Below are 24,724 nucleotides of genomic sequence, written 5' to 3' on the forward strand. Positions count from 1 at the left end.
GAACATGACCTTCTGATCAACTTGTCTTGAAATGTGTGTTTGGGATTGCTAATCTCCCAACGCGGTCGCTTTTAGAGGACGCGCTGAAACCATTCAAAGGAGAAGGGCACGTGGATACTGGCATTCTGCGTGCGGGCGAGATCGACAGAACACGCGATCAGTGGCTCGGCTACGCCGATCGCCTCATCGCCGGGGCGCGGCGCTACGCGTCGCTGAGTTCAGCGCAGATCCTTCTGCCCGGTTCAGAAGGCGGCTACGGTCGCGCCGTTGACGGCCTCGAAGGTTTCACTCGCACGTTGCTCATCGCGGGCTTCCGCATCGCCGGAGAACGCGGGCAGGGCCTCGACGACCTCATTGCGTTTTGTGCGCGGGGGATCGCGGCGGGGGTCGACCCCGACAACGTCGAGCGCTGGGTACGGCTCACCGAACACCCCCAGGCGAAGGTCGAAGCGGCGTCGATCGCGCTGATCCTCGACATGACTCGCCCCTGGATTTGGGATCAGCTCGACGAGATCACCCAGCAACGAGTGATCAGCTACCTCGCCCCCGTCGTCGGCGATGACAGGTACCCGAAGAACAACTGGCTCTGGTTCCGGATTGTCGTGCAGACGTTCCTCCGCTCGGTGGGGGGGCCGTGGTCGCCCGACGACATTGCGGCCGACCTCGCACTTCACGACTCGTTCCGCCGCGCCGACGGGTGGATCTCGGACGGCGTCGAACGTGCCTACGACCACTACGTCGGCTGGGCGCTGCACCTCTACCCCGTGCTGTGGTCGCGGATGCGGGGCGCGGCAGACCTCGCTCCCGGACAGATCGAGCGCGACGTGCTCGATCTCGACCGCTACCTTCAGGATGCGCTCGCGCTGGTCGGCGCCGACGGATCCCCGCTCATCCAGGGTCGCAGCCTGATCTACCGGTTCGCGGCGGCCGCGCCGTTCTGGGCGGGTGTCTTCGCCGAGGTGCCGTCATCCTCCGCCGGTCTGCTGCGGCATGCCGCGGGCCGCATCGTGTCGCACTTCGCCGACCACGGGGTGCCCGGCGAGTCCGAGGTGCTGACCCTCGGCTGGCACGGCGAATGGCCGGCGCTCGCGCAGTCGTACTCCGGTCCCGGGTCACCGTACTGGGCAGCCAAGGGGTTGCTCGGTATCGCTCTGCCGGCCGACCACCCGGTTTGGTCGGCTCCGGCCGAGCCGCTGCCCGTCGAGGCAGGTGACACGCTCCGCGCCGTGGCGGCCCCGGGCTGGGTCATCGCGGGAACGCAGTCCGACGGCATCGTGCGAGTCGTCAACCACGGCACCGATCACGCGCGCGCGGGAAGCCACACCGGCGACTCTCCGCTTTACGCCCGAATCGGATATTCGACAGCGACCAGCCCCCTCCTTGACGAGGAATCCTGGACCACACCCCTCGAGCAGTCGGTCGCGCTGATCGACGGCGCGGGGCGGGCGACTCACCGCACCGCGATGCGGCTCACCGAGGTCACGGTGGATGCCGACGGCGTTGGCCTCGTCGGTTCGGATTGGGACGCGCACTGGCTTGACCCCGAACCGACGGAGCACCGGCACGGCTCCGGTCGGGGCGGCACGAGCACGGTCGCGGGTGTTCTCGCGGTGCGGTCGCTCGTGCGGGGCGCCTGGGAGCTGCGGCTCACCCACATCGTGTCACTCGACCGCGAGCACGAGGTCGCCGGTCTGCGCGTCGGGGGCTGGGCAGTCGCGGGCGCCAACCCCGACATCCGACTCGCCGTCGCCTCGGTCGACGTGACCGCGGGTCAGGTCACCAGCAGCATCCAGAACCTGCTCGGTGCCGGTACTGCCGACGTGAGCGAACGTCGCGACGCCAGCCCGCTCGGGCCTGTCGCAGCGGTGCCGTTCCTCGACTACCCCGCTGTTGTCGGCTCGTGGACGGCCGCGCTTGTCGGACTTTCCGGGTCCTCCGAACGCGACGTGCTGTCAGCGGCAGTGGCATCCGTCGAGGTCGTGGATGCCGGTGATGTCATCGCGCTCACCGTGACCTGGCCCGACGGCCGCGTCACAACCAGCCGCCTCTCAAACCCCCGATCCCCCGCAACGGTGGACCGGCACCAAGAACGGGCCCAATGATGGGCCCGAACTATCGCAAAGGAGCACCACACATGAAGCGCAGAATCGCGCCCGCGATCGGTCTCGCCGTTGCGGCCTCGCTCACGCTCGCCGCCTGCGGCGCAGCCGAGCCGGCTGTTCCGGACGGTCCGGTCACCATCACCGTTTCGGGATGGAGCCTGGCAACCACGCCGGAGTTCCAACTGCTCGCCGACGGCTTCGAGGCGTTGCACAGCAACGTCACCGTCAAGGTTGTCGAGTACGACGCGGCCGAGTACAACACCCTGGTCACCGCTGACCTCGGCGCTGGCTCGGCGCCCGACATCATCACCCAGAAGGAGGTCAAGTACGTTCCCGTCTTCGTCGACGGTGGGCAGCTGCTCGACGTCTCCGACGTCAAGCTCCCGGATGGAATCAGTGGCGCCGATTCCTACAAGGTCAACGGCACCCAGTACGCCGTCCCTTATCGCCAGGACTCGTGGGTGCTCTACTACAACAAGGACCTCTTCGACGCGGCAGGCGTGGCCTACCCCGACGGATCCTGGACGTGGGATGACTACGACAACGCCGCAGCCAAACTGACGACGAGCGATCATTTCGGCACCTACGAGCACCGCTGGCAGTCGGTTACCCAAGGTTTCGCCAACGCGCAGTTTGGCGGCGACATCTTCTCGGGTGACTACTCGTACATGGCGGACCTGTACAACCGGCGTCTCGCACGGGAAGCGGCTGGCGATCAGATCGACTTCGCGACCTCAAGCGCGAACAGCCCCTCCTATCAGGGCGAGTTCGGCAAGCAGCACGCCGCCATGCTCCCGATGGGCTCGTGGTACGTCGCGACGCTCATTTCCCAGCAGGCGTCAGGCGATGCGGACAAGTTCAACTGGGGCTTCGCGCCGATTCCTCAGCGCAGCTCGTCGACCGTCGCCAACCCGGTGACCTTCGGTGACCCGACCGGTTTCGGTATCAACGCGGCCATCTCTGCCGACAAGGTGGCGACGGCAAAGGCGTTCCTGGCCTACGCCGCGAGCGCGGACGCCGCGAAGCTGCTCGCCGGCGTCGGGATCACCCCGGCACTCACCAGCGACGAGGTGGCCACGGTCTACTTCGCCGTCAAGGGCGCGCCGACCGACGACGTGTCGAAGTTCGCGTGGTCGACGCACGACACCAAGCCGGAGAACCCGACCTCGGATAAGACGGCCGCTGTGCAGTCCATCCTCGGCACGATGCATACCGAGATCCTGACGAAGGCCAAGACGGTGGAACAGGCGATCAAGGACGCCGCCGCCGCCGTCGCGGCGCTCTAAGATTCACCATTCCGGTGCCGGACGCATCGCCGTCCGGCACCGGAACCCCCGCCCGATCCAGTTGTTCGAGGAGACGCCATGACGAGCGCAATCGCTGACCCGGCGCGTACCCCAACGCGCCGCCGTCGCTCGAAGCTCGCGTTGCGCAACACGCTGCTCGGCTGGAGTTTCATCCTTCCGAACTTCCTCGGATTCGGGATCATCACGCTCGTGCCCGTTGTGACGCTCTTCTACATCGCGCTCACCAACTTCAACATTTTCGGCAAAGGCAACTTCATCGGTGTCGGCAACTTCACCAAGCTCGTCGCCGACCCGCTCTTCCAGCGATCGCTCCTCAACACCTTCTACTACTCCGTGATGCACGTGCCGTTGACGATCGTGGTGTCGCTCGGACTCGCACTCCTGCTCAACACGAAGATCCGCGGGGTCGCGTTCTTCCGCACCGCCGCGTTCTTTCCCTACATCACCTCGATCGTCGCCATCGCGCTGGTCTGGAACCTGCTGTTTAGCCCAGACGCCGGACCCATCAACGAGGTGCTGCGTTTTCTGGGCATCGCGAATCCTCCCGGCTGGCTCACCTCGCAGGACTGGGCGATGCCGGCCGTCGTCATCATCAGCACCTGGCGGGACATGGGCTTTTACATGATCCTGTTCCTCGCGGGTCTGCAAGCCGTTCCCCGAGAGCTGTACGAGGCCGCGCGGGTCGACGGCGCGAACGTCGTGCAGCGATTCTTCAACGTGACGCTGCCCGGCCTGCGTCCGACGATGTTCCTCGTGACGGTGCTTCTCACGATCGCATCGTTCAAGGTCTTCGACCTCATCATCGTGCTGTCACCCGGCGGCAACGCGGCACCGAACGCTGCGACCGTCGTGCTGTCGCAGTTCATCTACCAAAAGGGCTTTGTCGAGGCGAAGTTCGGCTACGCCTCGTCGGGTGCGGTCGTGCTCTTCTTCCTGTGCATCACCGCGACCATCATCCAGTTCCTCATCAACAAGCGCAGGAGCGTCTGATGGCTGTCACCCAACTCGGCGGCACACCGCCGGTGACGAGCGAGAGTCCGCTGGTCGGGGACCGTGGCCCTCGGGCCGATCGCGACTCCCGTGGGTTCGCGCGCGCCCGGCGGATCATCGCCAGCATCCTGCTCATCGCGTTCGCGCTGGCACTCCTCATCCCCTTCTTCTGGATGGTCGTGAGTTCGCTCAAGGGGCCTAACGAGGTCTTCTCGATACCGGTGCGCTGGCTCCCTGACACCTGGCACTGGGAGCACTACGTCGAGCTGTGGACCGACACCGGGATGGGGACCTGGTTGCGCAACACGATCATCCTGTCGACGGTCGTGACGTTCCTCCAGGTGCTCACCGGATCCTTCGCGGCCTACGGCTTCGCGAAGGTGCGGTTTCCCGGTCGTGACGTGCTTTTTCTGGTCTACCTCGGCACGATCGCGGTGCCGTGGCAGTCGTACATGATTCCGCAATACATCATGCTCGCCCAGGCCCACCTGACGAATACGCTCCTGGCGCTGGTCGTACTGCAGGCGTTCGGCGCCTTCGGCGTCTTCCTGATGAAGCAGTTCTTCGAGACGATTCCCGAGGAACTCAGTGAGGCGGCTCGACTCGACGGACTCAGCGAGTACTCGATCTGGGCGCGCATCATGCTCCCGTTGTCGGTCCCTGCGTTGGCCGCTCTCGCACTGCTGACCTTCGTCAACACCTGGAACGACTACCTCGGCCCGCTCCTCTATCTGCGGAGCAGGGAGAACTGGACGGTCCAGCTCGGGCTGAAGAACTTTGTGGCGAACAACATCACGGCCGACTACTCGATGCTCTTCACGGGCCTCACGATCTCGGTCATCCCGATCGCCGTCATCTTCATGCTCGGCCAGAGGTTCTTCATCGAGGGCATCGCGACCTCGGGACTGAAGGGCTGACCCGTGCGGTTCGAGAAGATTCAGAATGCGATGGATGCGCTCGCGACCGCGCTCGTGGTCAACCTGCTGCTCGCGGTCAGCGCAGCCCCCCTCATCCTGCTGCTCGTGTTCACGAACGCCTTCGAGACCTGGGCGCTCGTCGCGCTCACTGCCGTGATCGCGACTCCCGGACTGACCGGCGCCTTCAGTGCTTTCCGGGATGCCGACGGTCGACCATTCCGAGCCTTCCTGAGCGGCTACCGGGCGACCTGGACGCGTGCCATCCGGATCGGATTCGGCCTCCTCGCGGGATGCGCCGTGGTCGTCGTCGACGCGAAGTTCTTCGCAGACGGGCCCTTCGCGCAGGCCGCGATGGTCGTTCTTGCGGTCGTCATCGTGCTGGTCGTCGGCACGGGGCTGGTCGCGTTGGCCGCGATCGCTGAGGATCCAAAGATCCGGCTCCGCGACGCCGTTCGCCGCGCCGCCTGGAGCTGCGTCCGGTACTGGTACCTCACGCTTGCGAGTCTCGCCGTGCTCGTGGTCTTCGCGGTTCTGTTCGTCAACATCCCGCTGCTCGCGATCTCTGCTGGCGCCTCGCCGATCCTCTACGTCGCGTGGGCGAACAGCCGCTTCTCGCTCCGTGCCGCACCCGTTGCACCCGTCGCTGCCAAACCCGTCCACTGACCCAGAAATCGACAATGACTTCGACGACTCCGACCCGCGCGACGGAAGACCCCGCGATCGCCCCGGCCGTCGCGCAGGCTCTCGCGACCGTGCGCCGCAACGCCGTGACCTTCGCTGGCAGCTATCCCGACGACACGACGCGCGCCGGCCGCTACCCGCTGCGACCGGCGGGCGACGGGTTCGGCGTGGGAGCCAACCGTGGCTGGACGACGAGTTTCGTGCCGGGCGCTCAGTGGGTCGCCTGGGAGCTCAGCGGCGACGACGGGATGCGGGACGCAGCACTCGCCCACGCCCGTGATTTCGCGCGCCGGGTGCGCGAGGGCGACGACCTCGAAACCCACGACCTCGGGTTTCTCTACAGCCTCTCGTGCGTCGCACCCTGGCGGCTGTTGGACGACGAGGATGCGCGCTCGGCGGCGATCCTGGCGGCCGATCACCTGATGCGCCGGCTGCTCGAACCAGCGGGGATCATCCAGGCCTGGGGCGACCTTTCTGATCCGCAGCAGCGCGGGCGAACGATCATCGACAGCCTGATGAACATGCCGCTCTTGACCTGGGCCGCGGAGCAGACGGGCGACGACCGCTATGCGGATGCGGTCCGCCGCCATACGGCGCAACTGCGTGACCACATCCTTCGACCCGACGGCTCGACGTTCCACACCTTCTACTGGGATACCGAGACGGGTGCTGCGTTGCGCGGCGCAACGGAGCAGGGCGCTCACGACGACTCGTGCTGGGCGCGCGGGCAGGCGTGGGGGATTTACGGATTCGCCCTCAATCACCGTGCGCTTCCCGATGCTGGGCTGCTCGAGGCATCCCGCCGCTGCGCCGACTACTTTCTCGACCGTCTCCCCGAAGATGGCGTGCCCTTCTGGGATCTCGTCTACACCGACGGAAGCGACGCGCCGCGCGACAGCTCGGCGGCGGCGATCGCGGTGTGCGGCCTGTTCGAACTCGCCGGTCTCGAGACGGATGCCGCGCGCGCCGCTCGATACACCGAGGCGGCCGACGGCATCCTGACGTCGCTCATCACGTTGTACGCCCCTGGGCAGTCGGACGAATCGGACGCGCTGATTCTGCACGGCGTCTACGACCTCCCCAAAGGTGTCGGCGTGGATGAGGGAACGCTGTGGGGCGACTACTTCTACCTCGAGGCTCTCGCCCGCCGCACGGCGGGGCCGTCGTGGCGTCCGGTCTGGTGACCCGATGCGTCTGGTGACCATCCGCGATGGCGGGTTCGGCGCGGTGCTCGAAGCCGACGGTCGCGACCGCTTCGTCGCCCTGCCCGGGACCGTCGAGCAGACCCTCGCCGATGAGGCGGCGCTCGAGAGCGCGCGCGACCTCATCGCGAGAACCGACACGCTCACGCTGCCGGTGCTCGACCCTGCTGCACTGCTCGCCCCCGTCCGACCCGGCAAGATCGTTTGCATCGGGTACAACTACCGCCACCACGTGCCGGATGGTGCCGATCCGACCGCGGATGATCCCGAGTTTCCGGATGTCTTCCTCAAGTCGCCGAACGTGCTCATCGGTCCCGCCGACTCGGTCCGCCTGCCTGCGGTGCCCGCCGATGTCGACTACGAGGGCGAGATTGCCCTCGTCATCGGACGCCGAGCGAAGAACGTTCTGCTCGCGTCGGCGATGGATCACGTCGCCGGGTACACGCTCTTTAACGACGTCACCGCGCGCGACTGGCAGCGGCGCACGAGCCAGTGGGCGCTGGGCAAATCGTTCGACACCTTCGGGCCGCTCGGACCTTGGATCGTGACGTCGGATGCGGTCGCCGATCCGCACGACCTGCTCGTCGAAGTCGTGCGCGACGGTGTCGTCACGGTCTCCCAGAGCACGTCGACGATGGTGTTCTCGATGGCTTTCCTCGTACATCACCTGAGTCAGGTGATGACGCTCGACCCTGGGGACATCATCTCGACCGGATCCCCGCAGAAGCTGGCGACCGTTCAGGATGCCCACACCCCGCTCGCACCCGGCGACGCCGTCACAATCCGCGTCGCGGGGATCGGCGAACTCACCACCTCGTTCTCGGACTGAGGCAGACACCACCTCGAAAGGGAAACTGATGGAACAGCGTTACGCCACGAACCCGGCCCAGGTGCCGGGCTGGACGACCGAGGAGCTGCGGGCGCAGTACCTCATCCCCGAGATCTTCGTGCCGGGAGAGATCCGGCTCACCTACACGCACCACGACCGCGTCGTGCTCGGAGGTGTCACCCCGGCGGGTGCGGAGCTCAGCCTGCCCGGCTACCCCGAGATCCGTAGCGACTATTTTCTCGAGCACCGCGAGCTGGGCATCGTCAACGTCGGTGGCACAGGGACCGTCACTGCCGACGGAGAGACCTTCTCGCTCGTGACGGGCGCCTGCCTCTATCTCGGCCGCGGCATCCGCGAGATCACGTTTGCCGACGCCGACGCGGGCGCCGAGACCGGAGCGCAGTTCTACCTCTTCTCGGCTCCCGCACACACGAGTTACCCGTCTGCACTCGTCGCGCCGGGAGAGGGGACGGTGCGTGAATTGGGCGATCAGGTCACCTCCAACCGCCGCTCGCTCAACCAGTACATCCATGAAAACGGAGTGAAGTCCTGCCAGATCGTGATGGGGGTCACGCAGCTGCATCCCGGCTCAATGTGGAACACCATGCCCGCCCACACCCACGACCGGCGCACCGAGTGCTACCTCTATTTCGACATTCCTGAGGATGCTCGCGTCATCCACCTGCTCGGCGAACGCGATGAGACCCGGCATCTGGTGGTCGCCGATCGGCAGGCCATTATTTCGCCCAGTTGGTCGCTGCACTCGGGCGTGGGAACCGCCGCTTACTCGTTCGTCTGGGCGATGGCGGGCGAGAACCAGGCGTTCGACGACATGGATCCGGCACCCGTCACCGACCTGAGGTGAGGTCTTCGGTCGACATCACCTCGGCGACGGCCTCTTCGGGGCCGGCCGGTGCGATGACGTCCTTGCGGCGGCGGGTCACCAGGTAGGAGCCGCTCAGCACGAGCGCGAAGCCAAGGATTGTCCACACCGTCACGGCTTCGCCGAGGAAGATCGCGCCGGCGAAGATCGCGACCGCCGGGTTGACGTAGGTTATCGCGCTCATCCGTACCGGCCCGATCTCGCCGACGAGGGCCACCATCAACACGAAGGCGAGCGCGCTGCAGATCACGGCGAGCACAACGATGGCGACGATGACGGGTGCCGACGGCCACGCGGTCGGGAAGCCCCCGGTGAAGGCGACGAACGGCACGTAGACGAGCGCCGCGACTCCCAGTGAGACAGCGGTGACGCCGACACCGGGCAGCTCGGGGACCCATTTCGCCAAAATGGCCGGACCGAGTGCATACCCCACCACGACGACCGCGACTTGGGCGACGGCGATCAGGTCGGACCCACCGATCTCGAAGCCGACGAGTGTGGCGACCCCCGCCATCCCGAGCGTGATGCCGAGCCAGTTGAGTCCCGACATCTTGGCGGGTCGGCCGAGCAAGAAGCCAACGCCGACGCCGGCGAGCGGCACTGCCGAGATGAGCAGCCCCGCAGTCGAGGAGGGAATGCGCGTCTCGGCCGAGCTGAGGAAGAACCACGGGATGACGATCTCGACCACGGTGTAGGCCAAGATCGGTCGCCAGCGGCGCAGCACGGGTGCGAGTTCGCGCCGGAAGAGTGCCAGCGGCAGCAGCAGGATGGCGGCGAGCCCAGATCGGGCGAGTACGACCATCGCCGGTTCGAGTTCGCTGACCGCCACCTTGATGAACAGGTACGGGATGCCCCAGGCGATCCCGAGCGCGATGAACAGGATCAGGCCGCGTCGTGTCACACCCTCATTGTGCCGCGCACCACTGACGTGCACCGTCGCATTCGCGCCAACTCATGGCGACGGGCTGCCGAGTACTCCTGAGCGAGAACTCACCCGCGCGCGGCGTGGGCTAACGAGTCTGCAGCGCGCACCAGGGCGAGGTGTGAGAAGGCCTGCGGGGTGTTGCCCACCTGGCGGTTGTTCTCGGGGTCGTACTCCTCCGACAACAGCCCGACGTCGTTCGCGAATCCGGTGAGGCGAGTCATCAGCGCCTCGGCTTCGTCGAGGCGTCCGGTGCGCGCGTACTGCTGCACGAGCCAAAACGAGCAGGCGAGAAATGGATGCTCACCGCCGGGCAACCCGTCGACGCCGGTGTCGGTGCGGTAGCGGTGCAGCAGACCGTTGTGAAGCAGATCCTGTTCGATGACGGCGACAGTGCGCAGCATCCGCGGGTCGTTGGCGTTGACGAAGCCGATCGACGGCAGGAGGAGGAGGGACGCATCGACGGCTGTCTCGCCGTAGGCCTGAACGAAGATGTCGCGTTCGGGGTCGACGCCGTCCCGTTCGATCTCGGTGCGGAGCCGATCGCGGTAGGCGCCCCAACGGTCGGCGGGGCCGTCGAGCCCGTGATCGCGAACGGCTCGCACCCCGCACTCGAAGGCGGCCCACATCATCGCGCGGGAGTGGGTGAACATTCGGGCGGGTCCGCGAACCTCCCAGAGCCCGTTGTCGGGGCGGTCGAGGTTCTCTTCAAGGAAACCCAGCAGGGCGACCTGCAGCGGCCACGAAAAAGCGTCTTCGTCGGCGCCGGCACGGCGGGCCTGTTCGAGCGCGAGCATCACTTCACCAAAGATGTCGCCCTGAAACTGTTCCGATGCGGCATTGCCGACCCGCACGGGGGACGAACCCCGGTAGCCCGGCAGGGTAGTCAGGTCGCGTTCGGGGAGTTCGCGCTCACCCGCCAGTCCGTACATGATCTGGATGTCGGCCGGGTCGCCGGCGATGGCACGAAGCAGCCAGTTGCGCCAATCCGTCGCCTCGGCGCGAAAGCCGTGCAGCAGGAGTGCTTGGAGGGTGAGGGCGGCATCGCGCAGCCAGACGTAGCGGTAGTCCCAGTTGCGCGATCCGCCGAAATCTTCGGGAAGGCTGGTCGTCGCGGCGGCGACGATGCCGCCGGTGTCCTCATTCGTCAGCGCGCGCAACACCAGAAGTGAGCGCCGCACGTGCGACTCGTACGGCCCAAGGTCGGGGCACGACGCGATCCAGGCGGCCCACCAATCCTGGGTGCGCTCGATGACCGTGTCGACGTCGATCGATCGCGGAGGCTTTCGGTGAGACGGGAACCAGGTGAGCACGGTATCGACCGTCTCGCCCGCGTGCACCGTGAACTCGGCGCGGTGCGACATCCCGTCGGGGTGCATGTGTGGCCCGCGCACCACGACCGAGTCGGGACCGGCGACGGCAACCAGACCATGCACGGGATCGTCGTCGGTGCGTTCCTCCTGGCGCATCCAGGGGAGCGCGTCGGCGTAGCCAAACCGGATGCGCAACACCTGCTCCATTCGCACGGTGCCCCGGATGCCGCGCACCCGTCGCACCAGATCGGCGCGCCGGTCGCCGATGGGCATGAGGTCGATCACCTCGACCTCGCCCTCGTCGCTGCGCCAGCGGGTGACCAACACGAACGTGTCGCCGCGGTACTCCCGTGACGTGCACCGCTCGGCTCCGACGGGCGCCAGGCGCCAGTGGCCGTGGCTGTCATCCCCGAGCAGCCCGCCGAACGTCGACGCCGAGTCGAACCGAGGCAGACACAGCCAGTCAATGCTGCCATCGACCCCGACGAGGGCACCGGTGTGGAGGTCGCCGATGAGGGCGTAATCCTCGATCGCGAGCGGCATGTCGGGTGACCTCCGGGCCGAGAACGAACGTGTTTGTCGAGTTTAGGCAGGGTCGTTCGCCGGGTGCTCGTGACGCGACGAAGAGCCGAATCTTCGGGAGTCTGCTAGACACAATGGCGTGCGCTACTGGCTGCTGAAGAACCTCGTGGTGGTTCCGCTGTTGAAGGTGCTCTTTCGGTACGAGGTGCGCGGCGTGCACAACATCCCGAAGAAGGGACCGGCGATCATCGCGAGCAACCATCTCGCGCTGCTCGACTCGGCTTTCGTACCCGGTGCCCTCCCGCGTCACGTGGCGTTCCTGGGCAAGGAGCAGTTGTTCTCCGGTAAGAGTCTGCGTGCTCGATTCGTGCGCAGCTTCCTGCAGGCGATGGGCCAGCTTGAAATGGATCGCGGCGGCGGATCGGCGTCGGCGGCGTCCCTCGGCGGCGGGGTCGACGTGTTGCGTGCCGGCAAGCTGATGGGGATTTACCCGGAGGGCACGCGCAGCCCAGACGGTCGCCTGCACCGCGGTCGTACCGGTATCGCCCGCCTGCTGCTCGATACCCCGGTGCCTGTCATCCCGGTCGCGATCTCCGGCAGCGACGCGGTGCTGCCGAAGGGCGCGAAGTTTCTCAAACTCGGCACTCGTGTCATCGTGACGTTCGGCGAACCGATGGACTTCTCGCGGTATGCGGGCCTTGCCGAAGACCGTTTCGTGCTGCGCTCGATCACCGACGAGATCATGCTCGAAATCAACCGGCTGAGTGGCCAGGAATACGTGGATGTCTACGCGGCCAACGCTCGGCGACCGGCCCGCGTCTGAGCGCACCTAGGCTCGGATCATGGGTAGATCTCGCATTTTGGCCTCAATATTCGTTTTGATCCTCGGGGCGGCGACGCTCTCGGGATGCTTCTTTCTTCCCATCCCCGGGCCCGGTGGGGGCTCCTCGCCGAGTGCGTTGCCGATCTCACCCGGCGACGGAGCCGAAACCCCGACAACTACCGACCCGACCATCGTCGTGCTCACCGACGACGAGGTCGTTCCGATGCCGGTATTCGTACGGTCCACTCCGGCCGGTACGTGGCAGGTCGGCGCGGGCGTCCCAGCAGGGTTTCCGGCGGGCGTTCCGGTCTTCACCAACCGTTGGATCAAGGACAACGTGTTGGAATTCGATTCGAGCGGGCGGCCCGGCTATTCGGCACTGTTCTGGGGCGGATATGACGACGTCGACCAGCTGGTCGCGCGGCTCACACAGCTCGGGTTCGACGTCGACGATCGGCACGACGACACGAAACGTACCGTCGTGGCCGACAGCGAGCGGTATCGCGTGGTTATCACGGCGACAGAAAGTGCCAAGAACCCGGGGGAGGACGAGCTGCTCGATCCGGCGTACACGCTCATCGTCGTCGTTCAAGACTGAGGAGGATCGACATCCCGGCGTCTCGCGTCGGAACGCGCCTGCCACACGTCGAGGTCGGCGGAACGTCGATTGATCCACTTCGTGACGCGGCGGGAGATCCGCTTCGACCACTCCTGCAGCTCCAGGTGTGCTCCGACCTTCGCGACGTTGTCCCAGCTGTCGACGATGTTGTAGCTCGGCGGGATGTCGGCATCCCGCTCGAGGCCGCTCACCATGTCGAGGCCCAGGTCGTCCAGATAGTCGTCGTAGCCCGCGAGCAGTTGGGTCGCTTCGGAGGTGAAGTCGTCGGCGACCAGCTTCGAGTCCGAGTACGTCTCGAAATGTTGCGTGGGGGTGCGGGAGAGATCGAGTGGCACCTCAACCCCGAGCTCGTCGCGCACCCGATCGCGCATCAAGCCCGAGTCGACGAGGTGGGCCCAGAAACAGCGCAATGTGCGTGGCCGCCCGTTGCGGCGTCGTCGCGTCGCGAAGGTGCCAGTCTGCGTTGTCAAGGGCCATCAGGGATGCAGCATCGCGTTGAGGGTGACGCCGTGACCTTCCCGTGGGGTCGCCTCGACGGCGCCGCTTTGCGAGTTGCGGCGGAACCGGATGCCGTCGGACCCGCTTAGCTCGGACGCCTTGACGATGCGCGCCTCCTCGCCGGGCATGAGGAGTCGCACCTTGGTACCTCCGGTGACGTACAGGCCGGCCTCGACCACGCAGTCGTCACCGAGCGAGATGCCGATGCCCGCGTTCGCGCCCAGCAGCGTGCGCTCGCCGACTGAGACTCGATGCGCGCCGCCCCCAGAGAGCGTGCCCATGATCGAGGCGCCGCCACCGATGTCGGAGCCATCGCCCACGACGACCCCCTGCGAGATGCGGCCTTCAACCATCGACGCGCCCAAGGTTCCCGCGTTGAAGTTCACGAATCCTTCGTGCATGACGGTCGTGCCCGGGGAAAGGTAGGCGCCGAGTCGAACCCGGGCCGGGTCGGCGATGCGCACCCGCTCCGGGGTGACGTAGTCGACGAGTCGCGGAAAGCGGTCAAGGCCCAGGGACGAGATGCCCGCCCGCTGGAGAGCCGGGCGCAGTCGCGCGAAGGCTTCGGGCAGCATCGGGCCGGCGGTCGTCCAGGCGACGATCGGCAGGTGCGCGAACAACCCCTCGAGGTTCAGCTCGTTGGGTCGCACCAACAGATGCGAGAGGGCGTGGAGGCGGAGGTAGGCGTCCGTCGTCGAATCGGGGGCGGCATCCAGGTCGATTCCGAGTGAGACGTGCTCGACCCGCACTTCGCGGCGCAGGTCCGGGCCGAGGTGGCCTTCGAACTCCGGGGGCAGTCCGTGCCCCGCCGGTTCGGTCAGCGACGGCGACGGGTACCAGGTGTCGAGTACCGTGCCGTCGTCGGTGATCGTCGCGAGGCCGTGGCCCCACACCTGTCGGGACGCGTCGGCGGGCATAGTCCCAAGATATCGTCGTACCGATGACCAGCAGAGTCTTCTCGTACGGCACGCTCCGTCAACCGCACGTGCAGCGCGCGCTCTATGGCCGCGAGGTTCCGACTGTTGACGACACGTTGCCGGGCTATCGGCTCGACTGGATCGTGATCACCGACCCGCAGGTGATTGAGACGAGCGGATCAGATCGTCATCCGATCCTGCGCCGCGGTGGGCCCACAGACGAGGTGGCGGGTGCCGCACTCGAGCTCACTGACGCCGAGCTCGCCGCGACCGATGACTACGAGGTGGATGACTACGTCCGAGTCGCGGTGCTGTTGCGATCGGGCGTGGAGGCTTTCGTCTACGTCGCGATGGAGGACTGACCAATCCGGCTGGTTAGGCTCGACTCGTGCCGAGCCTCGACCTCACCGCGTCCGCCGTCGACCTGACCGCTCAGCTGGTCGACCTCGAATCTGTCTCGGGTAACGAGACGGCGATTGCCGACGCCGTCGAGCAGGCGCTGCGCGCCTACCCGCACCTCGAGATCATCCGCGATGGGGATGCCGTGATCGCCCGCACGAGCCTGGGTCGCGAACGTCGGGTTGTCATCGCCGGGCATCTCGACACCGTGCCGGTGAACGACAACCTTCCCTCGCGGCTCGATGCGGGCGAACTCTGGGGCCGCGGCACCGTCGACATGAAAGGCGGCTGCGCGGTGATGCTCGTGCTCGCCGCCTCGGTGTCTGCACCGATCGTCGACGTGACCTGGGTTTGGTACGACCACGAAGAGGTGGCGAGCGACCTGAATGGCCTCGGTCGCATCGCCCGCAACCGCCCCGACCTGCTCGAAGCGGATTTCGCGATCCTCGGCGAACCGACCAACGCCGAGATCGAGGGCGGCTGCAACGGCACCCTGCGCGCCGACGTGCGGGTCACCGGCAAGCGTGCTCACTCGGCCCGCGCCTGGATGGGCTCGAACGCGATCCACGCCGTCACGCCGGTACTCGAACAACTCGTCGCCTACGTGCCGCGCGAAGCCGAAGTCGATGGGCTGGTGTACCGCGAGGGGATGAACGCGGTATTCATCAGGGGCGGAGTCGCCGGCAACGTCATCCCCGATGAGTGCGTTGTCGAGGTCAACTATCGCTTCGCTCCCGATCGGGATGCCGCGGCGGCCGAACGTCACGTGCGCGATCTGTTTGCGGGTTTCGATGTTGAGGTGACCGATGTCGCCGAGGGTGCTCGCCCGGGGCTGAATGATCCGATTGCACAGCAGTTTCTCGCGGCAGTCGGGGGCGAGGCGCGACCCAAGTTCGGCTGGACCGACGTTGCCCGCTTTGCGGCCCTCGGCATCCCGGCGGTGAATTACGGTCCCGGCGATCCGTCGCTCGCGCACGCCGATGACGAGCGCGTGCCGGTTGAACAGATCGAACGCGTTGAGCGGGGCCTGCGGGCGTGGTTGACCTCTTAACCCGCGTGAAGCGCTGGCCGTGGTGGGGCCACGTGCTCGCGATCTTTATCACGTCGCGCGTCGTCACTACCGTGATCATGCTCGCGGTCGCGAGTGTGCAGCACCGGAGTGACCGAACCGGCGAGCAGCCGAACATTTTCGAGTTCTCGAACATCTGGGACGGCCAGTGGTACTGGACGATCAACCAGTCGGGCTACCCGGATCACATCGATCGGGATGCCAACGGGCACACCGGCGAGAGCGCGTGGGCATTCTTCCCGGCCTTCCCGTTCCTGCTTCGGATTTTCACCGTGTTCGGCATCCCGTTCCCGGCGATCGCTCCGTTCGCGTCGCTGCTTTTCGCGGTCGGCGCGGCGCTGATCTTCTTCAAACTGATGTCGAAGTTCCTCCCGGAAGGCTCCGCGCTCTTCGCGACCGCGCTGCTGTGCTTCGCCCCGCTCTCAACCGTGTTGCAGGTGTCGTACGCGGAGTCGATGCACCTGTTTCTGCTGTTCCTCGTGCTGCTTCTTCTGGTCGAGCGAAGATACGTGCTGATCATCCCGGTGGTTCTCGTGATGGCGTTCACGCGGCCGAGCGGACTGGCATTCGCGCTGCTGATGCTTCTGCACCTGGTGCAACGATTTGTGACGAGGAAGCGCGATCCGTTCCCGTGGCGCGAGCGTGGCTGGGTGGTCGTCGTCGGGCTCGTGAGTGCCGTGGCGGGAGTCGCCTGGATCTTCATCGCCTGGGCCGCCACCGGTGACCCAGGCGCTTACACCGACACCGAACTCGTCTGGCGCGCCGGCTACATCGGACCGGACCTGTTGCCATTCACGACCCCCTGGACTTTTGGGGCGCAGTGGTGGGTCGACAAGTGGTGGCACCTTCCTGACCTGTGGAACCTGGTCATCGGCCTAGGCCTCCTGGTGCTGCTGGTCGGCGGATTCGTGGCTTTCCTGCTGTCACGGCCCGTGCGCAAACTGGGCCCCGACATCCGGTTCTGGCTGATCTCCTACGCGCTGTACCTGCTGGCAGTCTTCTTTCCGCAGTCGAGCACTTTCCGGTTGCTCGTGCCGCTCGCCCCTGCACTCGGCGCGCTGGCCGTGCCGAAATCGCGCATCTGGCGCGCCGGGCTTCTCCTGGCGGGGGTCATCGGGCAGGCCCTGTGGACCTATTGGCTGTGGCGCGCAGACCTCAACGATTGGACCCCGCCCTAGCATCCGACGCTGGGCGGGACCCCTCGGATCGGGCTCTGGGTTTCGAGAGCCCTCAGAGATACGAGATAATGGAGCTTCAGGGCATCCGAAAGGGGAACCAACGCATGGCTGCGATGAAGCCGAGGACCGTTGACGGGCCGATGGAGGCCGTCAAGGAAGGGCGTCTCATCATCGTCCGCGTTCCGCTCGAAGGTGGAGGCCGTCTCGTGGTCTCCGTCAACGACGCCGAAGCCAAAGAGCTGTGGGAAACCCTCGGCAAAGTGGTCAACCCCGCCTGAGCTTGTGGCGTCGCGCTTCGGGCGATCGCGTCAGTCCTTAGTCGGACAATTTTACTAGCTGCAGCAGGCCGTCTCCGGCTGCGCTCAGCGATGCGATGACGGCGGACGACTCCGAGATCGTCGCCAGCAAGGCACGGTAGTCGGCAACCGTTTCGTCGCGCGCGGCGGGGTCGGCCACGCGTCCGCGCCAGAGCGCGTGCGCGACCACGACGATGCCGCCGCGTCGAGCAATGCGCAGGCCGTGTTCGACGTAGTCGAGCAGCGATTCGGCGTCGGCGTCGATGAAGATCAGGTCGTACGCGCCGTCGTTCATCCGCGGCAGAACGTCGAGCGCGGTACCCGTGATGAGCCGGATGCGGTTGGCCGGCACATCTGCCTCAGCGAACGCCGTGCGGGCGGCCTGCTGGTGCTCGAACTCGATGTCGATCGACGTGAGAACCGCCAGCGGTGCGCCGCGGAACAGCCACAGCCCGCTCACGCCAGCGCCGGTGCCGATCTCGAGGATCGAGTGGCTCGTGCTCGCGGCGGCGAGGAGGGCTAGTTGTGCGCCCATCGCGGGGCTGATCGCTTCGATACCCAACTCGAGTGAGTGCTGGCGGGCAGTCGAGATGGCCTCAGGCTCGACGACAAACTCTTCGGCGTAACGCCAGCTCGTCTCCTTGTCGGCCATCGGCTCAGCGTATCGCCGCACCCGGTCGCGCCCAGGCAGCCCCGCTATCCTGAGCCCGTGTCCTTCGGACTGACCTTCGACAAGCTGCTGATCATTTTGGTGATCGCGGTCTTTCTGATCGGTCCCGAACGGTTGCCCGGCTACGCCGCACAACTCGCACGCCTCGTGAAGACGCTCCGGGGTTTCGCGAACGGCGCCCGCGACCGCATGCGCGAAGAGATGGGTCCCGAGTTCGACGAGGTCGACTGGAAAAAACTCGACCCCCGCCAATACGACCCCCGCCGCATCATCCGCGAGGCCCTCCTCGACGACGACCCCACCGCAAAACCCGTCTCGACAGGCGGCCCCGCCCCCATCCCGGCATATCGCGAAACGGCCCACGAGCAACGCCTACGCCGCCAAGGCAAAGCCCGCCCCGCCCCCTACGACCCCGAATCCACCTAACCCCGAATCCACTTAGCCCCCACGGCTAACCCGCACCTGCGTATCACGCGAGCGCCCGCCGTCGTTCGTAACCCGCACCGGCCTATCACGCGAGCGCCCGTCGTCGTCCACGACGCGGGCTGCGAAAGGTTTGCGCGGGTCGATCGGGGTAGGGGTCCCCGCTCCTTCGGCCCGCGCAAATCTTTCGCAACCCGCGCCCCCGAGTTACCGAATGTGGAACACGCGCAAACCCTTGAGGACGAAGGTGATCAACCCAACCATGCCCTTCCACTCTTTCCCCGTGCGGGGCAGTTGCAGAATGCCGGTGGCGTTGGCGATGGTGTGCGATTCGACGAAGCGCAGCAGCCCTTCAGGCCCGTTGCGGCGGCCGAGGCCGGAGAGTTTCACCCCACCCATCGGGGCGTCGACGGCGGAGAAGGATGCCCTGTAGCCCTCGTTGATGTTGACCGATCCGGCGTCGATTCCGGCGGCGACTCGACGTCCGCGGGCGATCGAGCGGGTGAGCACCGACGCGTTGAGCCCGAACTCGGAGTCGTTGGCGAGGGCGACGGCGTCGTCGGCGTTGTCGACGACGTGGATGGCGACGAGGGCTCCGAAGGTTTCGTCGCGGTCGCACGACATTTCGCTCGTGACATTCGCGAGCACCGTGGGCTCGATGAAGTACGGCCCGATCTCGGGGCGCGGCTTACCGCCGGCCAGTACGGTCGCGCCCTTCTTGACGGCATCCTCGATGTGGGCGGTGACGCGCGTGAACTGCGCTTCGGTCGCGAGCGAGCCGACATCGGTCGAGTAGTCGAACGCGGTGCCGAGCACGAGCGACGCGGTGCGGGCGGCAAACGCCGTCGTGAAGGCGTCCGCGACGCCCTTCTCGACATAGATGCGCTCCATCGACACGCACAACTGACCGGATGCCGCAAAGCATCCATAGGCGGCGTCCGCGGCCGCTTTGACCGGGTTGACGTCGTCGAGCACGATCATCGGGTTCTTACCGCCGAGCTCGAGTGAGACCCCGACGAGTCGGCGCGAGGCCCGTTCGGCGACGACCTTTCCGGTCGCGGTCGACCCGGTGAAGCACACGTAGTCGGCCACATCGACGACGGCGTTGCCGATGTCGGCTCCGGGGCCGGCCACGACCGCCCACAGGTCGGCGGGGACTCCGGCGTCGATGAATGCGCGGCGGGCCATCAGAATCGTGAGCGCACCCTGGTCGTCGGCTTTCTGCACGACGCCGTTACCCGCGGCCAGCGCCGGTGCGATGTCCATGATGGCGAGGGCGAACGGGTAGTTCCACGGGGTGATCGCGCCGACGATGCCCTTCGGCTTGAAGATCACTCGCGTGCTCATCGCGACCGGCAGCCCGGGGCGCCGGCGCTGAGGTGAGAGAACCGGCTTCGCGCGAAGCGCCGCGTACCGGGTGGAGCTTGCCGAGATGGCGACCTCTTCGAACGCCTGACCGCGCGTCTTTCCGGTCTCGGTCTGCACGGCATCCAGAAGTCGCTCGGTGCGGGCGAGCAGAAGGTCGTGCGCTTTGAGCAGCACCTTCTTGCGGTGTGCAAAGCCCGCTGCCGCCCAGGCTTTCTGCGCCACCCGAGCTCGGGCCGCGGCGGCTTCGACGTCGGCGACGGTGCTCTGCGGCAGATCGTGCAGCGGCTTGCCGGTGAACGGTGCGATCACGGTCTTCGGAGTCTTGCCCGAAGCCGTGAGATCCCGGGTCAGCTCTTCGGCGAGCTTCCGGTCGAGCGGTGATCCCGACATGGGATGAAGCCTACTTTCTCTACACTCTCCCCATGGGGGCTCAACGATCCACACTGCGCCGGGGAACCATCGTCAGGTACGCGGTCGGTTCGGTCGGTACCGGGGGATTCGGAACCCTCCCCGGTCTCGTGCTGCTCATCTATATGACCAACACCCTTGGGGTGAACCCGATTTTTGCGGGGGCGGCATTCACGGTCGCCAAGATTTGGGATGTCATCATCGACCCCTGGATCGGCGCACGCAGCGACCGCAGCCTGGCCCGAACCGGCGCTCGCCGTCGGTTCATGGTGATCGGGGCGATCTTCCTGCCGGTGTTCTTCATCCTGACTTTCGCCGTGCCGCCGGGACTCCCCCCTCTGGTCTCGGCGGCGTGGGTGCTCGTTTCGTTCTTGCTCGCGGCCACGGCTTTCAGCCTGTTCCAGGTTCCCTACATCGCGCTCCCGGCCGAACTCGTCGACTCCTACGACGATCGCACCCGGTTGCTCTCGGCACGGGTGATCGTCTTGACCCTGTCGATTCTTGCCTTCGGCGGCGGGGCGACCGAGATCGTCAACCAGGTCGTAAAGGCTGGGGGCACCGAGTACCTCGGGTATCTCGTGATGGCCGCGGTGGCCGGCGTGATCTTCCTCGTCGCCTTCCTGATCACCTCAACCGTGGAGCGGAGCGCACGCGGCACGAAGGTTCCGGCGGTTCCGGTATCGGAACCCTTCGACGGCCTTGATGGCCCCGGCAATTCGGTATTGATGCATTTCCGTCGCGGCTGGTCGGCCGTGCGTGACAGCCAGCCCTACCGGGCGCTGCTTTTCACCTTTGTGATGCAAGCGCTGGCGATCGGTCTGATGTTGGCCGGGGCTGCCTTCGTCGCGGCCGAAATCCTCGGCACCGGAGTCATTTTCTTGTTCCTCTCGTTGATCGCCCCGGCAATCATCGTGACCCCGGTGTGGTCAGTGATCTCACGTCGCATCGGCAAAGAGCGCGCCTTCCGGATTGCGACCGTAATTTTCGCTCTCGCCGCCCTGTCGTTGCTTCTGCTCATCTGGTTCCCCGGACCGTGGCTCTACCTCCCGGTTGCGGTTGCCGGCGCCGCGTACGCGGGGCTTCAGTCGCTCCCGCTCGCGATGCTGCCCGACACCGTCGCCTTCGACGCCCAGAAGAACGGACCCGGCCGGGCCGGAACCTTCAGCGGAGTCTGGACGGCAGGCGAGACCGCTGGCCTCGCGCTCGGCGGCACGATCCTCTCGATCGTGCTCGCGGCGACCGGCTTCATCCCGACCATTGCCGGCCAGATCGCGGACCAGCCGGCGAGCGCCGTCATCGGGATCGTCATCAGCTTCAGCGTCATCCCGGCCCTGCTGATGCTGGGCAGCCTGATCTCGCTGGCGCGCTACCCGTTGCGCAGGGCCGATATCGACGCTCTCGTGCGCGATGAGCCCGCGCCGCCGGCCGGGGCACCGGTGCTATGACTAGGTTCGCTGAAGACCCGACCGCGATCCTCGATCGGTTGCGCGAACTGCGCAGCCACGACGCACCGACCCACGGTGGGCACGTGCTCTCCTACGTCTACGACCCGGGGATCGCCGAACTCGACGAGCTTGCCGCCGACGCCGCGAAGCTGATGCAGCCCGTCAACGGACTCGATCCGACCACCTTCGGCTCGGTTGCGGCACTCGAGCGCGACCTGCTCGGCTTCGTGCGCGGACTGCTGCACGGCGACGACTCCGTCGTGGGAACAGTCACAACCGGCGGCACCGAGAGTTGTCTGCTCGCCGTGAAAACGGCTCGGGATGTCTGGGCGCTCACCCGCTCCGGCACTCCCCGGTTGATCATGCCGGTGACGGCGCATGCGGCGTTTCAGAAGGCCGCCCACTACTTCGGGCTGACGCTCGACCTCGTCCCCGTGTCTGCTGAGGGTGTCGTGTCGCCCACGGCAATCGCGGAGCGACTGCATTCAGGCGACGGACCGGATGACGTGGCGCTCGTCGTCGTGTCGGCGCCCTCGTATCCGGTGGCCGCTCTCGACCCGGTTGCCGCTGTTGCCGACCTGACGTCGGCACTCGGGATCGCGCTGCACGTCGACGCGTGCATCGGCGGCTTGGTGTTGCCGTTCTGGCCGGGCCTCCCCGCCTGGGACTTCGCGGTACCGGGCGTCACGAGCGTGAGCGCCGATCTGCACAAATACGGCTACGCCCCGAAGGGCGTCTCGGTGCTGCTGCAGCGCGGCCGCGATCGTCAACGCATGCAGTACTTCGCCACCACCCGCTGGCCCGGCTATCCGGTCGTCAACTCGACGATGCTGGGCTCCAAGTCGGCCGGCCCGCTCGCGGCGGCCTGGGCCATCACCCACGCCCTGGGCGCCGACGGCTTTCAGCGTCTCGCCGATTCCTGCCTCCGGTCAACTCGGGCGATCGTCGAGGCGATCGACGCGATCGAAGGACTTCGCGTGCTGGGGAATCCGGTCGGTCCGCTTCTGGCCGTCGCGACCGATCCCGACGTCGCCTCCGGAAGCCAAGTCGACCCACATCACTGGGCCGACGCGGCGAGAGGTCTCGGCTTCATCCTTCAACTCCAGCCGGCCAACGCTGGTCTGCCGCCGACAACGCATGTGACGATCACCCCGGTCACAGAATCGGTGTTGCCTGACCTCGTCGCCGTGTTGAGGGCGGCCGCAGAATCAACGCGCGGCATCCCTCATGTTGATGCGGCCCCGCTGCTCGGCAACCTTCCACCCCTGACAGGGCCGCTTGACTCGGACACCGCGGCCGCCATCCTCGAGGGATTTGGAATCGGCGCCGGCGGAGCCCTCCCCGATGCCCTCGCCCCCCTGCTGGCGATCATTGAGGCAACGCCGCCGCCGCTCGCGGAACGGTTACTCACAGAGCTCCTCGCGCGGTTGGTCGAGCCCCGTGCCCGATAGCATCGGCCACGTGAGACCTGTCCCACCTGGAGCCACCCGGCGTACCCGCGACCTGAGCCTCGGCGTCATGGCGCGGTATGCGACCGGCGAGTTCGTGACGAGCGGTTTCGCCGCACTGCCGGGCCTGGTGCTCGTCTTCTACTTGACCGACACCCTCGCGGTGCCGGCATTGCTCGCCGGCGTGGTCGTGACCGCGGCGAAGGTCTGGGACATCATCATCGACCCGATCATCGGCGCGTACAGCGACCGGGAGTTCGCAGCTACAGGGTCTCGCCGACGCCTGATGACGCTCGCGGCGGTCCTGCTGCCGGTCTTCTTCATTCTGACGTTTGCGGTGCCGCCGGGCACCAACCCATTGATTGCCTCAGCCTGGGTGTTCGTGGCATTCGTGCTGGCGGCGACCGGATTCTCGTTCTTCCAGGTGCCGTTCAACGTGCTGCCCGCCGAGTTGGTCTCGGGCTACGACGCCCGTTCCCGTCTGCTCTCGGCGCGCGTCGTTGTGCTGACCGCCGCGATCCTGCTCTACGGCGGTGGCGGTCCGGCGCTGCGCTCGCTCGGCGTGGACATCTTCGGCACCGACTTCGCTGGTTACTTGACCATGGCGGTCGGATCGTCGGTGATCTTTGTCGTCGCGATTCTGATCACCTCGTCGGTTGAGAAAGCTGCGCGCGGCAAGGCTGTTGCGTTGCCCGCCCCGGTCTCGCGCGCATTCACCGAGCTCGCTCCGCCGCGCGACTCTATCGCCGTGCAGGCACGTCGCGGGCTCCGGATGCTGCGCTCGAGTCAGCCGTTCCGGGCGCTGCTGGGGACCTTCTTCACCCAGGCCCTCGCGACGGGCGGCATGCTCGCCGGGACGCAGTACATCGCCACCTGGGTGCTGCACGACACCGATGCTGTGACGACCCTGTTCATCGCGCTCATCCTGCCGGCGATCATTGCCGCACCGCTCTGGGGCGTCGCGGCTCGGCGCTTTGGCAAGGAGCGCACCTATGTCGCCGCGACGACCTTGTTTGGCGCCGCCGCGCTCTCACTCTTCGCCCTGCTGATCGTGCCGGGGTACTGGATGGTCGTACCGATCGGTCTCGTCGGGATCGCGTACGCCGGGCTTCAGGCGCTGCCGCTTTCGATGCTGCCCGATGTGATTGCGCACGACGCACGCACGAACGGACCCGGACGCGGTGGTTCATTCAGCGGGATGTGGACGGCCGGTGAGACGACCGGTCTCGCGTTCGGCACCACAATCCTCGCGGTCATGCTCGCCATCTCTGGCTACCTTGAGTCGTCGTCCGCAGTGACAGTGCAGGCTCAGCCGCCGTCGGCGATCTTCGGGATCATCCTCAGCTTCAGTGTCATCCCGGCATCTCTGATGGCGATCAGCCTGATTCCGTTTGGTCGGTATCCGCTGCGCAAGAAGGATGTCGACCTCGACGTTGCGTCCGATTCGTCGATGGCGCCACCGGCCGGCCCGACGATGCCTCCGCCCGTCGCCTGA

At 66.5% G+C, this 24,724-nt stretch carries 24 protein-coding genes; 18 read left to right on the forward strand and 6 right to left on the reverse strand.

Annotation, left to right across the window (positions count from 1 at the left end; genetic code table 11):
* The first annotated feature begins 110 nt into the window (after positions 1-110).
* The 8 genes from ABIR17_RS12065 (at position 111) to kduI (ending at position 8,893) form a co-directional block, all read left to right on the forward strand.
* Positions 111-2,102, forward strand: coding sequence for a DUF2264 domain-containing protein (locus ABIR17_RS12065; RefSeq protein WP_348004645.1), 1,992 nt, complete (start codon positions 111-113; stop codon positions 2,100-2,102).
* Positions 2,103-2,134: 32 nt separating this feature from the next.
* Positions 2,135-3,388 carry an extracellular solute-binding protein gene (locus ABIR17_RS12070; RefSeq protein WP_348004646.1) on the forward strand — a complete coding sequence of 418 codons (1,254 nt, stop codon included), beginning with the start codon at positions 2,135-2,137 and terminating at the stop codon, positions 3,386-3,388.
* 78 nt (positions 3,389-3,466) lie between these two features.
* Positions 3,467-4,399 carry a sugar ABC transporter permease gene (locus ABIR17_RS12075; protein WP_348004647.1) on the forward strand — a complete coding sequence of 311 codons (933 nt, stop codon included), beginning with the start codon at positions 3,467-3,469 and terminating at the stop codon, positions 4,397-4,399.
* Positions 4,399-5,316, forward strand: coding sequence for a carbohydrate ABC transporter permease (locus tag ABIR17_RS12080; protein ID WP_348004648.1), 918 nt, complete (start codon positions 4,399-4,401; stop codon positions 5,314-5,316). Before ABIR17_RS12075 ends, ABIR17_RS12080 begins: the two co-directional genes overlap by 1 nt.
* 3 nt (positions 5,317-5,319) lie before the next feature.
* Positions 5,320-5,979, forward strand: a complete 660-nt coding sequence (locus ABIR17_RS12085) for a ferredoxin-NADPH reductase (protein WP_348004649.1) — start codon at positions 5,320-5,322, stop codon at positions 5,977-5,979.
* A 14-nt stretch (positions 5,980-5,993) separates the two neighbouring features.
* A complete protein-coding gene (locus tag ABIR17_RS12090) occupies positions 5,994-7,181 on the forward strand; it encodes a glycoside hydrolase family 88 protein (protein ID WP_348004650.1) in 1,188 nt (395 codons plus the stop codon).
* Between the two features lie 4 nt (positions 7,182-7,185).
* Entirely contained in the window at positions 7,186-8,028 is an 843-nt protein-coding gene (locus tag ABIR17_RS12095) for a fumarylacetoacetate hydrolase family protein (protein ID WP_348004651.1), read from the forward strand.
* Between the two features lie 28 nt (positions 8,029-8,056).
* Positions 8,057-8,893 (forward strand): 5-dehydro-4-deoxy-D-glucuronate isomerase, encoded by an 837-nt coding sequence (gene kduI / locus ABIR17_RS12100; RefSeq protein WP_348004652.1) that lies wholly within the window; start codon positions 8,057-8,059, stop codon positions 8,891-8,893.
* Here kduI and ABIR17_RS12105 read toward each other — a convergent pair.
* Positions 8,877-9,812 (reverse strand): EamA family transporter, encoded by a 936-nt coding sequence (locus tag ABIR17_RS12105; RefSeq protein WP_348004653.1) that lies wholly within the window; start codon positions 9,810-9,812, stop codon positions 8,877-8,879. The genes kduI and ABIR17_RS12105 overlap by 17 nt on opposite strands.
* Positions 9,813-9,901: 89 nt before the next feature.
* Entirely contained in the window at positions 9,902-11,689 is a 1,788-nt protein-coding gene (locus tag ABIR17_RS12110; protein WP_348004654.1) for a glycoside hydrolase family 15 protein, read from the reverse strand.
* A gap of 118 nt (positions 11,690-11,807) precedes the next feature.
* Between ABIR17_RS12110 and ABIR17_RS12115 the strand changes: the two genes are divergently transcribed.
* Both ABIR17_RS12115 and ABIR17_RS12120 read left to right on the forward strand, forming a co-directional pair.
* Positions 11,808-12,491, forward strand: a complete 684-nt coding sequence (locus ABIR17_RS12115; RefSeq protein ID WP_348004655.1) for a lysophospholipid acyltransferase family protein — start codon at positions 11,808-11,810, stop codon at positions 12,489-12,491.
* Positions 12,492-12,510: 19 nt separating this feature from the next.
* Positions 12,511-13,089, forward strand: coding sequence for a hypothetical protein (locus tag ABIR17_RS12120; RefSeq protein WP_348004656.1), 579 nt, complete (start codon positions 12,511-12,513; stop codon positions 13,087-13,089).
* On the opposite strand, the gene ABIR17_RS12125 is transcribed toward ABIR17_RS12120, so the two are convergent.
* Together ABIR17_RS12125 and dapD are read right to left on the reverse strand one after the other, a co-directional pair.
* Positions 13,080-13,481 (reverse strand): hypothetical protein, encoded by a 402-nt coding sequence (locus ABIR17_RS12125; RefSeq protein WP_348004657.1) that lies wholly within the window; start codon positions 13,479-13,481, stop codon positions 13,080-13,082. The two genes, ABIR17_RS12120 and ABIR17_RS12125, sit on opposite strands and share 10 nt — an antisense overlap.
* Positions 13,482-13,586: 105 nt before the next feature.
* Positions 13,587-14,525 carry a 2,3,4,5-tetrahydropyridine-2,6-dicarboxylate N-succinyltransferase gene (dapD, locus tag ABIR17_RS12130; RefSeq protein WP_348004658.1) on the reverse strand — a complete coding sequence of 313 codons (939 nt, stop codon included), beginning with the start codon at positions 14,523-14,525 and terminating at the stop codon, positions 13,587-13,589.
* A gap of 23 nt (positions 14,526-14,548) precedes the next feature.
* Here dapD and ABIR17_RS12135 point away from each other — a divergent pair, with 23 nt between their 5' ends.
* The 4 genes from ABIR17_RS12135 (at position 14,549) to ABIR17_RS12150 (ending at position 17,449) form a co-directional block, all read left to right on the forward strand.
* Positions 14,549-14,887 carry a gamma-glutamylcyclotransferase family protein gene (locus tag ABIR17_RS12135; protein ID WP_348004659.1) on the forward strand — a complete coding sequence of 113 codons (339 nt, stop codon included), beginning with the start codon at positions 14,549-14,551 and terminating at the stop codon, positions 14,885-14,887.
* A gap of 26 nt (positions 14,888-14,913) precedes the next feature.
* Entirely contained in the window at positions 14,914-15,975 is a 1,062-nt protein-coding gene (gene dapE / locus ABIR17_RS12140) for a succinyl-diaminopimelate desuccinylase (protein WP_348004660.1), read from the forward strand.
* Positions 15,960-17,171 (forward strand): hypothetical protein, encoded by a 1,212-nt coding sequence (locus ABIR17_RS12145; protein ID WP_348004661.1) that lies wholly within the window; start codon positions 15,960-15,962, stop codon positions 17,169-17,171. The genes dapE and ABIR17_RS12145 overlap by 16 nt, the downstream gene beginning before the upstream one ends.
* Before the next feature lie 104 nt (positions 17,172-17,275).
* Positions 17,276-17,449: a DUF3117 domain-containing protein gene (locus ABIR17_RS12150; protein WP_348004662.1), complete on the forward strand. Its 174-nt coding sequence runs from the start codon at positions 17,276-17,278 to the stop codon at positions 17,447-17,449.
* Between the two features lie 37 nt (positions 17,450-17,486).
* On the opposite strand, the gene ABIR17_RS12155 is transcribed toward ABIR17_RS12150, so the two are convergent.
* Positions 17,487-18,119 (reverse strand): class I SAM-dependent methyltransferase, encoded by a 633-nt coding sequence (locus tag ABIR17_RS12155; protein WP_348004663.1) that lies wholly within the window; start codon positions 18,117-18,119, stop codon positions 17,487-17,489.
* A gap of 57 nt (positions 18,120-18,176) precedes the next feature.
* On the opposite strand from ABIR17_RS12155, the gene ABIR17_RS12160 reads away from it, so the two are divergent.
* A complete protein-coding gene (locus ABIR17_RS12160; RefSeq protein ID WP_348004664.1) occupies positions 18,177-18,563 on the forward strand; it encodes a twin-arginine translocase TatA/TatE family subunit in 387 nt (128 codons plus the stop codon).
* A gap of 204 nt (positions 18,564-18,767) precedes the next feature.
* Here the strand turns inward: ABIR17_RS12160 and ABIR17_RS12165 are convergent, their stop codons facing one another.
* On the reverse strand, positions 18,768-20,318 hold the full coding sequence (locus ABIR17_RS12165; RefSeq protein WP_348004665.1) for a succinic semialdehyde dehydrogenase: 1,551 nt from the start codon (positions 20,316-20,318) through the stop codon (positions 18,768-18,770).
* A 32-nt stretch (positions 20,319-20,350) separates the two neighbouring features.
* On the opposite strand from ABIR17_RS12165, the gene ABIR17_RS12170 reads away from it, so the two are divergent.
* The 3 genes from ABIR17_RS12170 to ABIR17_RS12180 are packed head-to-tail and all read left to right on the forward strand — an operon-like array spanning position 20,351 to position 24,724.
* Positions 20,351-21,781: an MFS transporter gene (locus ABIR17_RS12170; protein ID WP_348004666.1), complete on the forward strand. Its 1,431-nt coding sequence runs from the start codon at positions 20,351-20,353 to the stop codon at positions 21,779-21,781.
* On the forward strand, positions 21,778-23,232 hold the full coding sequence (locus ABIR17_RS12175) for an aminotransferase class V-fold PLP-dependent enzyme (protein ID WP_348004667.1): 1,455 nt from the start codon (positions 21,778-21,780) through the stop codon (positions 23,230-23,232). The genes ABIR17_RS12170 and ABIR17_RS12175 overlap by 4 nt, the downstream gene beginning before the upstream one ends.
* 10 nt (positions 23,233-23,242) lie before the next feature.
* Positions 23,243-24,724, forward strand: coding sequence for an MFS transporter (locus ABIR17_RS12180; protein ID WP_348004668.1), 1,482 nt, complete (start codon positions 23,243-23,245; stop codon positions 24,722-24,724).

The organism is Pseudolysinimonas sp. (assembly GCF_039912695.1).
GTDB lineage: Bacteria > Actinomycetota > Actinomycetes > Actinomycetales > Microbacteriaceae > Pseudolysinimonas_A.

Coding starts and splice junctions, on each gene's coding strand:
- ABIR17_RS12175 (WP_348004667.1), top strand. CDS start 21,778: ATGACTAGGTTCGCTGAAGACCCGACCGCGATCCTCGATCGGTTGCGC.
- ABIR17_RS12170 (WP_348004666.1), top strand. CDS start 20,351: ATGGGGGCTCAACGATCCACACTGCGCCGGGGAACCATCGTCAGGTAC.
- ABIR17_RS12110 (WP_348004654.1), bottom strand. CDS start 11,689: ATGCCGCTCGCGATCGAGGATTACGCCCTCATCGGCGACCTCCACACC.
- ABIR17_RS12155 (WP_348004663.1), bottom strand. CDS start 18,119: ATGGCCGACAAGGAGACGAGCTGGCGTTACGCCGAAGAGTTTGTCGTC.
- ABIR17_RS12125 (WP_348004657.1), bottom strand. CDS start 13,481: ATGCGCGATCGGGTGCGCGACGAGCTCGGGGTTGAGGTGCCACTCGAT.
- ABIR17_RS12120 (WP_348004656.1), top strand. CDS start 12,511: ATGGGTAGATCTCGCATTTTGGCCTCAATATTCGTTTTGATCCTCGGG.
- ABIR17_RS12165 (WP_348004665.1), bottom strand. CDS start 20,318: ATGTCGGGATCACCGCTCGACCGGAAGCTCGCCGAAGAGCTGACCCGG.
- kduI (WP_348004652.1), top strand. CDS start 8,057: ATGGAACAGCGTTACGCCACGAACCCGGCCCAGGTGCCGGGCTGGACG.
- ABIR17_RS12135 (WP_348004659.1), top strand. CDS start 14,549: ATGACCAGCAGAGTCTTCTCGTACGGCACGCTCCGTCAACCGCACGTG.
- ABIR17_RS12080 (WP_348004648.1), top strand. CDS start 4,399: ATGGCTGTCACCCAACTCGGCGGCACACCGCCGGTGACGAGCGAGAGT.
- ABIR17_RS12090 (WP_348004650.1), top strand. CDS start 5,994: ATGACTTCGACGACTCCGACCCGCGCGACGGAAGACCCCGCGATCGCC.
- dapD (WP_348004658.1), bottom strand. CDS start 14,525: ATGCCCGCCGACGCGTCCCGACAGGTGTGGGGCCACGGCCTCGCGACG.
- ABIR17_RS12095 (WP_348004651.1), top strand. CDS start 7,186: ATGCGTCTGGTGACCATCCGCGATGGCGGGTTCGGCGCGGTGCTCGAA.
- ABIR17_RS12150 (WP_348004662.1), top strand. CDS start 17,276: ATGGCTGCGATGAAGCCGAGGACCGTTGACGGGCCGATGGAGGCCGTC.
- ABIR17_RS12070 (WP_348004646.1), top strand. CDS start 2,135: ATGAAGCGCAGAATCGCGCCCGCGATCGGTCTCGCCGTTGCGGCCTCG.
- ABIR17_RS12075 (WP_348004647.1), top strand. CDS start 3,467: ATGACGAGCGCAATCGCTGACCCGGCGCGTACCCCAACGCGCCGCCGT.